This window comes from Pseudomonas sp. 1L-B-1-E-C1 (assembly GCF_057291835.1).
In genome coordinates, this window is record NZ_JBXAWN010000019.1 from 39,617 (window position 1) to 53,391 (window position 13,775).

12 protein-coding genes are annotated in these 13,775 nt (G+C 60.7%); 1 reads left to right on the forward strand and 11 read right to left on the reverse strand.

Translation table 11 applies throughout. The features are described 5' to 3' along the window. Positions 1-76 precede the first annotated feature (76 nt). The 7 genes from AC0Z4S_RS25665 to AC0Z4S_RS25695 all read right to left on the reverse strand — a co-directional run bounded on the left by AC0Z4S_RS25665 (position 77) and on the right by AC0Z4S_RS25695 (position 10,014). Positions 77-1,585 carry a sensor domain-containing diguanylate cyclase gene (locus tag AC0Z4S_RS25665; RefSeq protein WP_485625017.1) on the reverse strand — a complete coding sequence of 503 codons (1,509 nt, stop codon included), beginning with the start codon at positions 1,583-1,585 and terminating at the stop codon, positions 77-79. A 196-nt stretch (positions 1,586-1,781) separates the two neighbouring features. Continuing rightward, positions 1,782-3,059 carry an OprD family porin gene (locus AC0Z4S_RS25670; protein WP_485625024.1) on the reverse strand — a complete coding sequence of 426 codons (1,278 nt, stop codon included), beginning with the start codon at positions 3,057-3,059 and terminating at the stop codon, positions 1,782-1,784. Between the two features lie 233 nt (positions 3,060-3,292). Beyond that, on the reverse strand, positions 3,293-3,514 hold the full coding sequence (locus AC0Z4S_RS25675) for a hypothetical protein (RefSeq protein WP_039761392.1): 222 nt from the start codon (positions 3,512-3,514) through the stop codon (positions 3,293-3,295). A 190-nt stretch (positions 3,515-3,704) separates the two neighbouring features. Further along, complete coding sequence (locus AC0Z4S_RS25680; RefSeq protein ID WP_485625018.1) at positions 3,705-5,069, reverse strand: heavy metal sensor histidine kinase; 1,365 nt, start codon at positions 5,067-5,069, stop codon at positions 3,705-3,707. Then, on the reverse strand, positions 5,059-5,736 hold the full coding sequence (locus tag AC0Z4S_RS25685) for a heavy metal response regulator transcription factor (protein WP_150638550.1): 678 nt from the start codon (positions 5,734-5,736) through the stop codon (positions 5,059-5,061). The genes AC0Z4S_RS25680 and AC0Z4S_RS25685 overlap by 11 nt, the downstream gene beginning before the upstream one ends. Positions 5,737-5,743: 7 nt before the next feature. Then, entirely contained in the window at positions 5,744-8,857 is a 3,114-nt protein-coding gene (locus AC0Z4S_RS25690; RefSeq protein WP_485625019.1) for a multidrug efflux RND transporter permease subunit, read from the reverse strand. Next, positions 8,854-10,014: an efflux RND transporter periplasmic adaptor subunit gene (locus AC0Z4S_RS25695; RefSeq protein WP_485625020.1), complete on the reverse strand. Its 1,161-nt coding sequence runs from the start codon at positions 10,012-10,014 to the stop codon at positions 8,854-8,856. The genes AC0Z4S_RS25690 and AC0Z4S_RS25695 overlap by 4 nt, the downstream gene beginning before the upstream one ends. 422 nt (positions 10,015-10,436) lie before the next feature. Between AC0Z4S_RS25695 and AC0Z4S_RS25700 the strand changes: the two genes are divergently transcribed. After that, positions 10,437-10,676 (forward strand): hypothetical protein, encoded by a 240-nt coding sequence (locus AC0Z4S_RS25700; protein WP_042608363.1) that lies wholly within the window; start codon positions 10,437-10,439, stop codon positions 10,674-10,676. A gap of 134 nt (positions 10,677-10,810) precedes the next feature. Here the strand turns inward: AC0Z4S_RS25700 and AC0Z4S_RS25705 are convergent, their stop codons facing one another. The 4 genes from AC0Z4S_RS25705 to AC0Z4S_RS25720 form a co-directional block, all read right to left on the reverse strand. Beyond that, positions 10,811-11,560 carry a YkgJ family cysteine cluster protein gene (locus AC0Z4S_RS25705; protein WP_485625021.1) on the reverse strand — a complete coding sequence of 250 codons (750 nt, stop codon included), beginning with the start codon at positions 11,558-11,560 and terminating at the stop codon, positions 10,811-10,813. An 83-nt stretch (positions 11,561-11,643) separates the two neighbouring features. Further along, positions 11,644-11,970, reverse strand: a complete 327-nt coding sequence (locus AC0Z4S_RS25710) for a hypothetical protein (RefSeq protein WP_485625022.1) — start codon at positions 11,968-11,970, stop codon at positions 11,644-11,646. 156 nt (positions 11,971-12,126) lie between these two features. Further along, positions 12,127-12,609 (reverse strand): GNAT family N-acetyltransferase, encoded by a 483-nt coding sequence (locus tag AC0Z4S_RS25715; protein WP_485625023.1) that lies wholly within the window; start codon positions 12,607-12,609, stop codon positions 12,127-12,129. A gap of 3 nt (positions 12,610-12,612) precedes the next feature. Continuing rightward, a complete protein-coding gene (locus tag AC0Z4S_RS25720) occupies positions 12,613-13,515 on the reverse strand; it encodes a chemotaxis protein CheV (RefSeq protein WP_016773296.1) in 903 nt (300 codons plus the stop codon). Between the last annotated feature and the right edge of the window lie 260 nt (positions 13,516-13,775).

Here is a 13,775-nt window from a genome sequence, read left to right on the forward strand (position 1 = left end):
TCGCAGCCTTCGGCAGCTCCTACAGGAGTACCGCATTCCAAATGTAGGAGCTGCCGAAGGCTGCGATCTTTTGGCTTTAAACTGACACGACGACCCGATTGCGTCCGCCTTCCTTGGCCTGATACAGCGCCTTGTCCGCTGCAAACAGCAACTGCTCCAGGGTCATCTCGCTCGCCGTCGTCCACGTCGCTATACCGATACTCACTGTCATCGCCCGCTCAGCGCCCTCGGCCCATGGCAGGTTTTGCACAGCCTGACGAATCTGCTCGGCAATCTGCTGCGCACCTGCGCTGTCGGTCTCGGCGAGAATTACCGAAAACTCTTCACCGCCATAACGCGCGACCAGATCCGCCGGGCGTCGCACGTTCGCGGTGATCACCTTGGCCAGCTCACGCAAGACCTGATCGCCAGCCTGATGGCCATGCCGGTCGTTGAAGGCCTTGAAGTGATCGGCATCGATCATCATCACCGACAGTGGCTGGCCCGAGCGCTGGGCGCGGAACCATTCGTGGCGCAGGGTCTGGTCGAGCATGCGTCGGTTGGCCACGCCGGTCAGGTCATCGGTGGCGGCAAGTTGCGCCAGTTCGCGTTCGGCGCGATGGCGCAAACGCAGTTCCCGGGCGAGCAGCCAGGTCAGCCACAACAGGCCCAGGCACAACACGCCAGTGGCGCCGCTGATCAGGATCGCCGTGCGCCGCCAGGTGCCGAACACTTCATCACTGGACAGCGCGACCATCACGGTCAGCGGTAGATTGCCGACCCGCGAGTAGGTGTAGAGCCGGCGTTGTTTATCCATGCTCGAGGTACTGGTGAAACTGCCGCTGCCATCGCGGTCGTTGAGAATGCGCACGACGTTGGGCCGATTACCGAAACTCTTGCCCACCGAGTCGCTTTGCAGATACGGCTTCTGCGCGAGCAGTACGCCGTCGCTGTTGATGATGTTCAGCGTGCTGTCGGTGCCGATGTCGAGGCTCTTGAACAGATCGTCGAAGTAGTCGAGTTTCAACGACGCCACCGCCACACCGAGGAATTCACCGGTCTGCGAGGAGATGCGCCGGCTGAAGCTGATCCGCCACTGATCGGCCTCGTCGCAATCGCAACGGGTCTTGAACGGACGGCTGATGAACATGCCCATGTCACGGTTGAACGCATGGGCGAGGAAATAATCGCGGTCGGCGAAATTGCCCTGTTTCGGTTCGATGCGCGAGGAGTCGGCGATCACTTCGCCATGCTTGTCGAGCAGCAGAATATCGCCTTTGAAGCGCGCGGTGGCCGAGCGATCAAACAGCGCCAGATGACGGATCTGCGGCGAGACGTGCTGCAAGTCGTCACGCTGGGCGGCGGCGATCAGCCCTTGCAGCGTCAGGTCGTACAGCTCGACGGTGCGCAGCACGTCGGCGTCGATCAGTTGCGCGATGGTGGTCGCGCGGCGGGTGGCGGCGTCCTGCGCACTGGCGTATTCGCGGATCAACAGGAAGGTGACGATGCACACCATCGCAATCACGGTCAGCAGACTGCCGAGGATCAACAGGCGCTCGGGGCGACCGGTCTGGCCTGTGATGGAAGGAGTGCGGCTGGCGATCATGATGGGGGTTCGGGTTGAGGGATTCCAATAAGCGTAGTTGCACAATGAGCCTGCTCACCCCTGTAGGAGCTGCCGAAGGCTGCGATCTTTTGATTTTCAAGAACAAGATCAAAAGATCGCAGCCTTCGGCAGCTCCTACAGAGGAATTACCCCGCAACAGGTTCAATGTCGACTGAGCTTCAGTCTGGTAGCGATCTTAGAAGACGTTGACCGGGTAGTCGATGATCACGCGGTATTCATCTGTATCCGAATCGATCGCGCCGTAGCCGTTTCCGCCACGGTTGGTCGCCCATTGCAGGCGCACCGCCAGATCCTTGGCCTTGCCGCTCTGAACCACGTACTGCAAATCGATATCGCGCTCCCAGTGTTTGGCGTTGCGGCCATCGGCGCTGTACCAGCTGGAATAGCCTGCGCTGTTCGGGTCGGCTTTGGTCAGATCCAACGTGCCGCGTGAATAGGACAGCGCCGAGGTCAACCCGGGCATGCCGAGGCCAGTGAAGTCGTAAGCGTACTTGAGCTTCCACGAGCGTTCGTTCGGCCCGTTGAAGTCCGAGTATTGCTGGGAGTTGTCGAGGTAAACGCTGTCGCCCTGGCTGATGTAGTCGAATGGCGTGTTGCCGTTGACCCGCTGGTACGCGGCGGTAACGCTGTGGCTGCCGATGCCGACGGTCAGATGCGCGCTCCAGGTGTTGTTGTCGATGTCGCCGAGTAGCGCATCGCCAGTGTCCTGCGTGTGGTAGAAGTGCAGGCCCGGGTTGAGGCTGAGCAGGTCATTCAGTTGCCAGGTGTAGTCGAGGTCGTAGTAGTACTGGTTCCAGATGTCCTTGAGTTCGGACGCGTAGAGGCTGCTGGTCAGGTTTTCAACGCCGCTCCAGGCCACGCCGGCCCAGTTCAGGTGCCGGCTCTCATCGCCATCGGCGAGGGTGCCGTAGGACGTACCGATTCGCGTGTGACCGCTCTGGTTATACGGTTTGGTGAAACTGGCCTGGCCACCTTCGATCAGCCAGCCGTCGAAACTGTGATTGGCGAGGCTGATGCCGCGAAACGTCTGCGGCAGCATGCGCGTGTCGCCGCCGGCAATCACCGGGTTGGTGAGGAACAGGTCGCCGGCCTTAAGCTCGGTATCGAATGCACGCAATTTCAGCGTCCCGCCCGCGGTGGAGAACGAGCCTGGCGCTTTGCCGTTGCCATCGCTGATAGGCAGGATGCTCGAACCGTCGGTACCGCCACCTCCGTCGAGTTTCACGCCGAGCATGGCGTGAGCATCGAAGCCGAAGCCGACCGTGCCTTCTGTATAGCCAGACTGGAACACTCCTAGAAAACCCTGACCCCACTCGATATTGTCGTCCGCTTTCTGCAAGCGGTTGCGATTCATGTAGTAGTTGCGGGCGTTCAGGTTGAGGCTCGAACCTTCGACGAAGCCTTGTTCAGCAGGCTCGTCGGCGTGGACGGCGGGGGCAATCGTTGCGGCCATTGCAATGAACAGCGGGGTAAGGCGGGCAGGGAAAAACACGTGCGGTGGAGCTCCTTGGGTCAGCGGGCCGCTCTGTTTCTTGAGCGGCTTGATATTTCTTGTTGTTACAGACGCACCAGACGGCTTTCAGACCACAACGAAAAAAGGCCGCTGAACGGCAGCGGCCTGGAGTGACGACGGTTGAACGGGAAGAGCCAAACAACCGCGTCGAGGGAAACCTTTCGCGGTGCGACTCAGCTGTCTTTCTCGAGCGCTTGAGTCTGGGAATTGGCGGCCTGCGGGGATTGCGTCGCGTCTTGAGCCTTGGCCATCACTTCGGCCTGATGCTGATCGAATGCCTGCGCGCGAGCGACTTTTTGCGCCACGAACGTTTGCGATTCTTCAGCCATCGCCATTGGCGACAGGATCAATGAGGACAAAACGAACGCGCTGGCAATACCCATACTGTTGGACATCTGGAAAACCTTCTCGCTTGGCGAGTGCTGTTTGGTGCGGGCAAAGATAAGGTCGCCAAGGGTTGGGAAACAGCGTGATTTTCATAAATGACTGTTACAGCAAAAGCAAAGAACACCGCCTTCGGCAGCTCCTACAAGGGCTTGGCGTACACCTGTAGGAGCTGCCGAAGGCTGCGATCTTTTAATCTTTTCAGACCGGGAGGTTGATGCCGAAGGTGTTCATGCCCCGATCACTGCGCACAAACACATCTCCGCCATGCATCAGCGCAATCGCCTTAACGATCGCCAGCCCCAACCCGTGGTTATTGCCGCTGTTGCTGCGCGAGGCATCGACCCGATAAAACCGTTCGAACAACCTCGGCAAATGCTCACTGGCAATCGGCGTCCCGGGATTCGCCACGCCGATGCTCACCTGATGTTCTTGAACCTCGATGCGCACTTCGATCACCTGTCCCGGTTCGGTGTGCTGCACCGCGTTGCTCAGCAAGTTGATCAGCGCCCGGCGCAAATGCGCGACCTCGATCTGTACCTGCGCATCGCCGCTGACCTGCACTTCAACCTGAGCGTCCTCAAGAATGAAATCCAGATAGTCCAGGGTCGTCGCCACCTCATCAGCCAGTGACGTCGAGGTCAGTTTGGTCGCCTTGTTGCCCTGATCGGCGCTGGCCAGAAACAGCATGTCGTTGATGATCGAACGCAGCCGTTCCAGCTCTTCCAGATTGGATTGCAGCACTTCGAAATAGTGTTCGGCGGAGCGGCCACGGGTCAGTGCGACCTGGGTCTGGCCGATCAGGTTGGTCAGCGGCGAGCGCAACTCATGAGCGACGTCGGCGTTGAATGATTCCAGCCGCGAATAGGCCAGTTCTACCCGTTCCAGCGTCGAATTGAACGAGTCGACAAACTGTTCCAGCTCCGGCGGCAGCGGCGATAGGCGCAAGCGTCCAGCTCTTAGCGGTGGCGCCAGTCGTTGAGCTTCGTGGGACAGTTTGATCAGTGGCTTCAAACCAATCCGCGCCACCCAATAGCCCAGCGCCGAAGCCATCAGCACACCGGCAATCGCCAGACCGATCAACGCGATCAGCAGATTGTGCTGCGTCTCATGGAAGGTCTCGGTATCAATGCCGATCATGAAGCGCAGCGGTGGGCGCTGGTCCTTGGCCGGCAACTCGGTCAACAGCACCTTCAGCGGATAACGATGGTCGGCCAAATGCAGGTCATGCATGCCCAACGGACCTTGAGCGAAGGCCCGAATCGCGGCATCCGGTTGGCCATATTCGTAACCCGGATTACCACTGACCACCCAGAACCGGATGCGCTTGTCTTCTTCGCCGAGCAGCTTCAGCTTGGCGTTGATCTTCACCCAGTGTTCCGGTGTGCCGAAGCGATTGAGCGCCGACTCGAGCACGCTGTAACGCGCATCGAGTTCAGCTTCCGGCAGCAAGCCGAGGCCTTTATCCACCTGCTGATACAGCGCACCGCCGATCAACAGAAACACCACTAGCGCCACGAGCGTGAACATGCCGCTCAAGCGCAAGGCAATCGAGTTACTGGACACCACGGCTCTCCAGCACATAACCCATGCCGCGAATGGTGTGCAGCAGTTTTTCGTCGAACGGCCCGTCGAGCTTGGCGCGCAGGCGTTTGATCGCGACTTCGACGACGTTGGCGTCACTGTCGAAATTGATGTCCCAGACCATCTCGGCGATCGCGGTTTTCGAGAGGATTTCGCCCTGGCGACGGGCGAGCACGCTGAGCAGGGAAAACTCTTTCGCGGTCAGATCCAGGCGCGTGCCGGCGCGGGTGGCCTTGCGGCTGATCAAATCGATCCACAGGTCGGCGATGGTCACTTGCACAGGTTCGTGGCCGCCGCTGCGGCGGGTCAATGCTTGCAGGCGGGCGACCAGTTCGAGGAAGGAAAACGGCTTGCCGAGGTAATCGTCGGCGCCGTCGCGCAGGCCCTTGATGCGGTCTTCGACGCGCTCGCGGGCGGTGAGCATGATCACCGGGGTCTGCTTGCGCGCACGCAATGCGCGCAGCACGCCGAAGCCATCGAGCCCCGGCAACATCACGTCAAGGACGATCACTGCGTAGTCGCATTCCAGCGCCAGATGCAGACCTTCAACGCCATCGCGGGCAAGGTCCACGGTGTAGCCCTGTTCGGTCAGGCCACGGTGCAGATAGTCCGCGGTTTTTTCTTCGTCTTCGATAATCAGAACGCGCATGACCGCCTCAGTCTGTGGTCGCCAATGCCGTTGCGGGCGTTGGGGCTGGTGGGTGTGAGTGCCGGTGAAACAGCCGTTCGAGCCACAAGTATATGACCGGCGTAGTGAACAGCGTCAGCATCTGGCTGACCAGCAAGCCACCCACGACCGCGATCCCCAACGGCTGGCGCAACTCGGCGCCGGTGCCGTAGCCGAGCATCAGCGGCAATGCGCCGAGCAGGGCGGCGAGGGTGGTCATGATGATCGGCCGGAACCGCGTGATGCACGCTTCGAAAATCGCCTCCTGCGGCGACAGGCCTCGCTGTCGCTGAGCCTCGAGCGCAAAGTCGATCATCAGGATGCCGTTCTTCTTCACAATGCCGATTAGCAACACCAGGCCGATCAACGCCATGATCGAAAAGTCCTGACCGCAGATCCACAGCATGATCACCGCGCCGAGGCCTGCCGCTGGCAACGTCGAGATGATCGTCAGCGGATGGACGAAGCTTTCATAAAGCACGCCGAGAATGATGTACACCGCCACCAGCGCTGCCAGAATCAGCCACGGCTGACTGGCCAGCGAACTCTGGAACGCCTGCGCCGCGCCCTGGAAATTGCCGCTGATCGCGGTGGGCATGCCGATCTCGGCCTTGGCCTGATTGAGCAGAATTACCGCATCGCCCAGCGCCACGCCCGGGGCGAGGTTGAACGACAGGTTGGCGGCGGGGAACATGCCGTCATGGGCAATCGACAACGGGCCGATGGTTGGAGCGTCGAACCGGGCCAGCGCCGACAGCGGCACCATTTCCCCACTGAGCGGCGAGCGCAGGTAGAAATAGTTGAGGCTTTCGGCCTTGCCGCGTTGCCTGGTGTCCAGTTCCAGAATCACGTTGTACTGGTTGACCTGGGTCTGGAATTCATTGATTTGCCGTTGGCCGAACGCATCGTACAGCGCCTCGTCGACATCGCTGGCAGTCAGGCCGAAACGCGCCGCTGCGCTGCGGTCGATGCTGATGTGAGTGATGCTGCCGCCCAGTTGCAGATCATTGGAAATGTCGCGGAACGCCGGGTTGCTGCGCAGTTTCTCGGTCAGGCGCTGGGTCCACGTTGCCAGCGTCGCGCCGTCATTGCTCTTCAGGACATATTGATACTGCGCACGGCTCGGCCCGGAGCTGAGGTTGATGTCTTGCCCTGCGCGCAAATACAGAACGATGCCGGGCACTTTCATCAGTTGCGGGCGGATGCGGTCGATGAACTGGCTGGCGCTGACATCGCGATCGCCACGTTTTTTCAGGGCAATCCAGAAGCGCCCGTTGGCGATGGTCTGGTTGCTGCCGGAAACCCCGACGGAGTGGGAAAATGCCTGCACCGCCGGATCGGCCGCAACGATTTCGGCCATGGCTAAGTGTTTTTTCACCATGTCGCCGTAGGAAATATCTGCAGCGGCTTCGGTGGTGCCGAGGACGAAACCGGTGTCCTGCACCGGGAAGAAACCCTTGGGAATGAAAATGTAGCCGACAACAGCCAGCGCCAACGAAAGACCGAACACACCAATCATCAGTTTTTGATGGTCGAGGGCGCGGCGCAGGCCTTTTTCGTACCAGCCGAGCAGCCGTTCACTAAAGCCGGGTTTGGCGTTCGCGTGATGCACCGGTTTGCGCATGAACAGCGCGGCAAGGGTTGGCGCCAGTGTCAGCGACACCACCACGGAAATCATGATCGTGGAGGTCGCGGTCAGGGCGAATTCCTTGAACAGTCGCCCGACCACACCGCCCATGAACAGCAGCGGAATGAAAGCCGCCACCAGCGAGAAACTGATCGAAACGACGGTGAAGCCAATCTCGCCGGCCCCCTTGATCGCCGCTTCGCGCATGTCGTCGCCGGCCTCGAGATGGCGGTGAATGTTTTCCACCACGACGATCGCATCGTCGACCACGAAACCGACCGCGACGACGATCGCCACCAGCGTCAGGTTGTTCAGGCTGAAGCCGAGCACGTACATCAGGGCGAAACTGGCGATCAGCGAGACACCGAGCACCGCCGAAACAATCAGCGTCGCCGACAACTGCCGCAGGAACAGCGCCATGACTGCGACCACCAGCAGTATCGCGATCAGCAAGGTGATCTCGACTTCATGCAGCGAGGCGCGGATGGTCTGGGTGCGGTCGATCAGGGTTTTCACCTGCACCGAGGCCGGCAGCATGGCTTCGAGACCGGGGAGGGCGGCTTGAATGCGGTCAACGGTCTCGACAATGTTGGCGCCGGGCTGACGCGAGATCACCAGATTCACCCCCGGACGATCACCCGCCCAGGCCTGCACGTAGGCATCTTCCGCACCGTTGACGACTTTGGCGACATCGCGCAGGTGAACCGGGGCGCCATCCTTGTAGGAAACGATGAGCTGGCTGTAGTCCTCGGGGTGGAACAACTGGTCGTTGGTCGACAGCGTCGAGATACTCGATTCGCCGTACAGCGCGCCTTTGGCGAGGTTAAGGCTGGTCTGCTGGATCGCCAGTCTGAGGTCGGCGAGGGTCAGGCCAATGGCCGCGAGTTTGTCCGCCGAAGCCTGCACGCGAATCGCCGGACGTTGCTGACCGGTGATGTTGATCTGGCCGACGCCGTCGATCTGACTGATCTGCCGGGCGAGCAGGGTTTCCACCAGGTCGCTGAGTTCGGTGCCGGGCATCTGTGTGGAGCTGACACTGAGGATGAGCACCGGGCTGTCGGCCGGGTTGACCTTCTTCCACGTCGGCAGCGTCGGCATATCCTTGGGCAGCTTGCCGGCGGCGGTGTTGATCGCCGCCTGGACTTCCTGCGCGGCGGTGTCGATGCTTTTGTCGAGGGTGAATTGCAGGGTCAGCAGGGTTGAGCCCAGCGCACTGCTCGAGGTCATCTGGGTCATGCCGGGGATGGCGCTGAATTGCACCTCCAGCGGCGTCGCCACCGAAGACGCCATGGTGTCCGGGCTGGCGCCGGGTAACTGCGCCGACACTTGAATCGTAGGAAATTCCGCTTCCGGCAGTGGCGCAATCGGCAAGCGCGGGAAGGCAATCGCCCCGACCAGCACCAGCGCGATCGTCAACAGGATCGTCGCCACCGGGTGATCGATGCACCAGGTCGAGATGCCTTTGTGCGAGTTCATGGCTTCGGCTCCGCCTGCACCACTTGCGGCGGCTCACTCATGACTTGCACGCTCGACCCCGGCTTGAGCCGCGACTGGCCGTCGGTCACCAGCACGTCACCGGCGTTGACGCCTCTGATGATGTCCTGGCCGCTGCCCTGATACACCATCTGCACCGGCACCGCTTCGACCTTGTCGTCTTTCACGCGATAAACGAAGTGTTGTTCAAGGCCACGTTGTACGACGGTCGGCGGGACGACCAGCGCATTTTTATCCACAGCCGTCTGAATTTTTACCGTCACCAGCAAACCCGGCCAGAGCTTCTGGCTGGCATTGGCGAACTCGGCTTTGGCGCGGATGGTGCCGGTGTTGGCGTTGATCTGATTGTCGATCAGGGTCAGATGACCTTCGCCGAGCAGATTGCCGGTTTCGCCATCGGTATCGGCGCCGATGTAAGCCTTGACCGGGGCGCGTTGCGGATCGCTGATCAGGCTTTGCAGGGTCGGCAGCATCTGCTGCGGCAGGGAGAATTCGACGGCGATCGGATCGATCTGGGTAACGGTGAACAGGCCCTGGGTGTCGGTCATGCGCAGGAAGTTGCCTTCATCGACCGTACGAATACCGACCCGCCCGGTGACCGGGGAGCGAATTTGCGTGTAGGACAGTTGCACCTGCGCCGCATCGATCGAGGCCTGATTGCCCTGCGCCGTGGCTTTGAGCTGGTTGACCAGCGCTTGCTGCTGGTCGAAGGTCTGCTTCGACACGCCGTCGTCGACGCTGAGCAATTTGTAGCGCTTGAGATTGACCAGCGCGACCTGCAACTGCGCCTGGCTCTCACCCAACTGCGCCCGGGCCTGGTCGAGGCTGGCGCGGATCGAGCGGTCATCAATGGTAGCGAGCAAATCGCCTGCTTTGACCAGTTGGCCTTCCTTAACGAGGATTTTCGTCAGGATGCCATCGATCTGCGGACGCACCACCACACTGTGGAGTGAAAGCACCGAGCCAATCCCGCTGGTGTAGCGCGGGACGTCTTTGGCGTTCACCGTCACCACCCGCACCGGGATGGCGGTCGGGCTGGCCAGTTTTGCAGGGGCGGGTCTGAGCGCAAACCACAGGCCGACGGCGGCCAGCAGCATCACGAGAGTGGCGAGCAGGATTTTATTTTTCTGAATGGACATGCGCGGCGCCGAAGTCTGGAGTTTGGGCAGATTGGCCAGTTATAAACCGGCCAGGCGGTCGGCAGGGTGACGGCTGGCTGTCAGGATTGTCAGTTTCGTTGGATAGATGGGGAGTAGCAGGTGTACGGCAATGGTCTTGTGTTGGGTTCGCCCCTCATCGGAACGCCGCCCGCCCAGCCCTCTCCCCAAGGAAAGGGAGCCGATTTGTGGGCTTTTCAAACCTGAGTTCGACTCGGTATGCCATGTCGGCGAACCTCGAGTAGACACCTCACCCTAACCCTCTCCCTCGGGAGAGGGTTAGGGTGAGGGGAAAACCGTTCAGCGCACCGTGCAAATCTCCAGATGCCGAGCCAGAGCGCACGGGTATACTGCGCGCCTTTGCGGCTCACTGATCGGGCCGACTTTTTGTTCCCGGAGCTTTTATGACTTCCCCGACCCAACCGCCGGTTGACGACGCTGTGAGCGACGTCCCGGCTGACGTGGCTGACACCAGCGAAACCAAGGCCGAGATTCCGGCGTTCAAGTTCCCGTTCAAGCCGGGCGAGCTGGCCTCGGCGAAAGGCTCGAATCAGCCGTGGTACAAGAATGGCGCGAAGAATGGCCACACCAAGACCCCGGGCATGGCGCCGCCGGGCACGCGTCGGTCGATGGGCAAGCGCTGACATCGGAGAGTGATGGTGCTTGTGCTGGCCTCTTCGCGAGCAGGCTCGCTCCCACATTGATCTGTGCCGAACACAAAACCTGTGGGAGCGAGCTTGCTCGCGAAGGGGCCAGCCGCTACACCGCCAATGCTAAATCAAGCCGCCCGCAATGAAATAAACGCGTAAGTCTGCGCTGGTTCGGTCACTACCTGCCCACCCGCAGCCAGCACTTGCCCAGCCACGTCATCACCTGACAAATGAAACAGCCACTCACTCGGTTGCGCCGCCAACGGTTGCGCGCTCACTTGGTCGATCACCGCTGCGAACGCATCCATGTTCGGCAAGTACGCGGTGAACCCGTCGCCCTTGAGCGCAGTGGCGCGAATCCCCAACGTTGCGCAGATCGCATCCTTGAGTCTGATGTCATCCCGATCCGCCTGACGCGAACGCTGGATCAATTCAACCAGTTCCCGATCTACCAACTCGCCCCCCACAATCAGCTCCGGCCCCTGTTCCCAGGATTCCGGCGGGCAATCCTTGGCAGCAGGATTGAGCGGGATGTGCGGATTGATTTCCGCCGGATAAATCCGGCACACCAGCGGACGCCGCTCGTAGATTCGGCAGCGCTTGTCGTCGTCAAGATTCCGGCAGGGGCCGACGTTGTAGGCGGCGAAAGTGATCGCCACATGAGCATCGGTAGCGCCGCTGCGGACCATGGCTGAACGGCGCTCGGCATGTTCGCGCTGCTGCGCTGGCAGGCCCAGACCATTGCCGAGAAAGGCCTCGACCAGCACGATCACCTGACCGCCATCCGCCGCCCACATGCGGGCTTCGGCCAGCGTCAGCGGCACATGGTGGTCGGTGCAGCATTTGCCGCAGCCTACGCAGGAAAACGTCGTATTCATTGAGCGATCTGTCTTCAATCAGGGTGTGAAACGATGGCGGAAAACCATCGCACAGAACCCGATCGAAGCAAGGACTGCGCCACTCAGTGGGATTTTGTGCTCGAGCGAATCGAATCCCATTCGGTGACGAACGCGGTTTTCGACTGTTTGTTGTACAGGCACAGCTCGCTGCCTTGCTGGCCTTTCATGTGTTTTTGCGGATATTGGCCTTGCAGCAGAACGGCGGTGTAACCGACGCGGTCATCGAATTGCGCGGGCGTGCCGACCGGTTTGACGTTTTTCAGGCCACTGGCCTTGGTGCAGCTGGCGAGCACGGTCTTGTCGTAGGCGGCCCAGGCGTCGGGGCTGGAGGCGTGGGCCTGGGAGGCGAGGGCGGTGAGGGTGAGCAGGCTTGCGGTGAGGATTTTCACGGTGGGCGTCCTTGGTTCTGGGTGGCCAAGGTTGGAGTCTGTCTAAAGAGATTTGTTGCCTGGGACACCGCTAAAAGATCGCAGCCTTCGGCAGCTCCTACATGGATATGCGGTTTCCTGTAGGAGCTGCCGAAGGCTGCGATCTTTTGACTTTAATCAGTCCGGCACCAATTCCCGCCGGACCACACACATCCCGACACCCTCATACAACCGCTGCGCCCGCAGGTTGTCCTCCAGCACCCTCAAGTCGACAAACCCTTCACGCCGCTGTTGAAAGACGCTGAAGGCACGCAGCAACAACGCTCGCCCAAGTCCCCGGCCCTGCATGCGCGGATGCACCACCAGATTCTTGATATACGCACTGGTCCAGCACTGCGCCACGCCAACTACACCTGTGGCATCGCAAGCAACGAAACATAACGCCGGATCGTATTCGGGATCGCTGACAAACCGCTGCTGCCATTCGTCCAGCGCCGGTACGCGACCGCCACCCTGCAGATGTCCGAGCCGCATCAGCTGATGCACCGCTGGCGCCAGTTCCTCGCGATAGGTGGACAGCTCGACTCCTGACGGCCACTGCGCATCCGGCACCGCTTCACTCAAGTCGCGCCGCAGCAGAAAGCAAAACGTTTCGGCCAAGACTCAGTGCCCGTTGGCGGCGACGTGCTTGGCCGCTTCGATCAGACGTTGGGTCAGTTCTGGCGAGGAGAACTTGGTCAGCACCGCATTCGCCCCGGCCAGTCGCGCCTTTTCGCTGTTCATCGCGCTGTCGAGCGAAGTGTGCAGCAGCACGTACAAATGAGCGAAGTCAGGAGTCTCGCGCAGGGTGCGGGTGAAGGCGTAGCCGTCCATCTCGGACATTTCGATGTCGGAGACGATCAGGTTGATCTGCTGCGCGGTGCCTTGCAGGTCGAGCAGGCAGTCGATGGCTTCCTTGGCGCTGCGCGCGGTGTGGCATTGCAGGCCGAGGTTGCGCAGGGTGTGCACCGACTGCTGCAACGCCACCTGGCTGTCATCGACCACCAGGATGCGCGCGTTGCCGAGCACTTCGGCGTCTTCCATGGTCAGGTCGGTCGGCGCCATTTCGATCTGCGCCGGGGCGATGCTGTGGATGACTTTTTCGATGTCCAGCACCTGGACCAGCGTGCCGTCCACGGAAGTCACGCCGGTGATGTAGGCGCGCGAGCCGCCAGAGCCGAACGGTGGAGGCTTGATGTCGGTGGTCAGGCAGTGAACGATTTTGCTCACCGCCTGCACGTGCAAACCCTGCTTGGAACGGCTGACATCGGTGACGATCAGGCAGCCACCGTTGGGATCCTCCAGCGGCCGCTCGCCGATCGCGCGGCTGAGGTCAATGACCGACAGCGAGGCACCGCGCAGGGAGGCGATGCCTTTGACGTGCGGGTGCGACTCCGGCAGCTTGGTCAGCGGCGGGCAGGGGATGATTTCACTGACTTTCAGCAGGTTGATCGCCATCAGCTTGCCGCTGCGCAAGGTAAACAGCAGAAGCGAAAGTGAATCTGCGCGGGCTTTGGTGGAGGACATAAGAACCTTCTGTGGATGGGCGAGAGTACAAATCGCCAGAAACCTTTGATGCCGGGTTATCGGCGTGAATGGAGTGGGCTTTAGGTTTGTCGTCACAGATCAAAAGCCCCTCACCCCAGCCCTCTCCCGGAGGGAGAGGGAGCCGATTGGGGGATATTGAAGAACTCCGTCGACCTGAACGTGATTTACCGAATCCGTACCTGACTGGTTCAGTGCGTTGTCGATTCAAGCTCTTCGAATCCATAATCGACTCGATTTTT

Excerpts from the sequence above, each read along its gene's own strand:
- AC0Z4S_RS25665 (WP_485625017.1), bottom strand. The coding sequence starts at position 1,585 with ATGATCGCCAGCCGCACTCCTTCCATCACAGGCCAGACCGGTCGCCCC.
- AC0Z4S_RS25670 (WP_485625024.1), bottom strand. The coding sequence starts at position 3,059 with ATGGCCGCAACGATTGCCCCCGCCGTCCACGCCGACGAGCCTGCTGAA.
- AC0Z4S_RS25675 (WP_039761392.1), bottom strand. The coding sequence starts at position 3,514 with ATGTCCAACAGTATGGGTATTGCCAGCGCGTTCGTTTTGTCCTCATTG.
- AC0Z4S_RS25685 (WP_150638550.1), bottom strand. The coding sequence starts at position 5,736 with ATGCGCGTTCTGATTATCGAAGACGAAGAAAAAACCGCGGACTATCTG.
- AC0Z4S_RS25690 (WP_485625019.1), bottom strand. The coding sequence starts at position 8,857 with ATGAACTCGCACAAAGGCATCTCGACCTGGTGCATCGATCACCCGGTG.
- AC0Z4S_RS25695 (WP_485625020.1), bottom strand. The coding sequence starts at position 10,014 with ATGTCCATTCAGAAAAATAAAATCCTGCTCGCCACTCTCGTGATGCTG.
- AC0Z4S_RS25700 (WP_042608363.1), top strand. The coding sequence starts at position 10,437 with ATGACTTCCCCGACCCAACCGCCGGTTGACGACGCTGTGAGCGACGTC.
- AC0Z4S_RS25705 (WP_485625021.1), bottom strand. The coding sequence starts at position 11,560 with ATGAATACGACGTTTTCCTGCGTAGGCTGCGGCAAATGCTGCACCGAC.
- AC0Z4S_RS25720 (WP_016773296.1), bottom strand. The coding sequence starts at position 13,515 with ATGTCCTCCACCAAAGCCCGCGCAGATTCACTTTCGCTTCTGCTGTTT.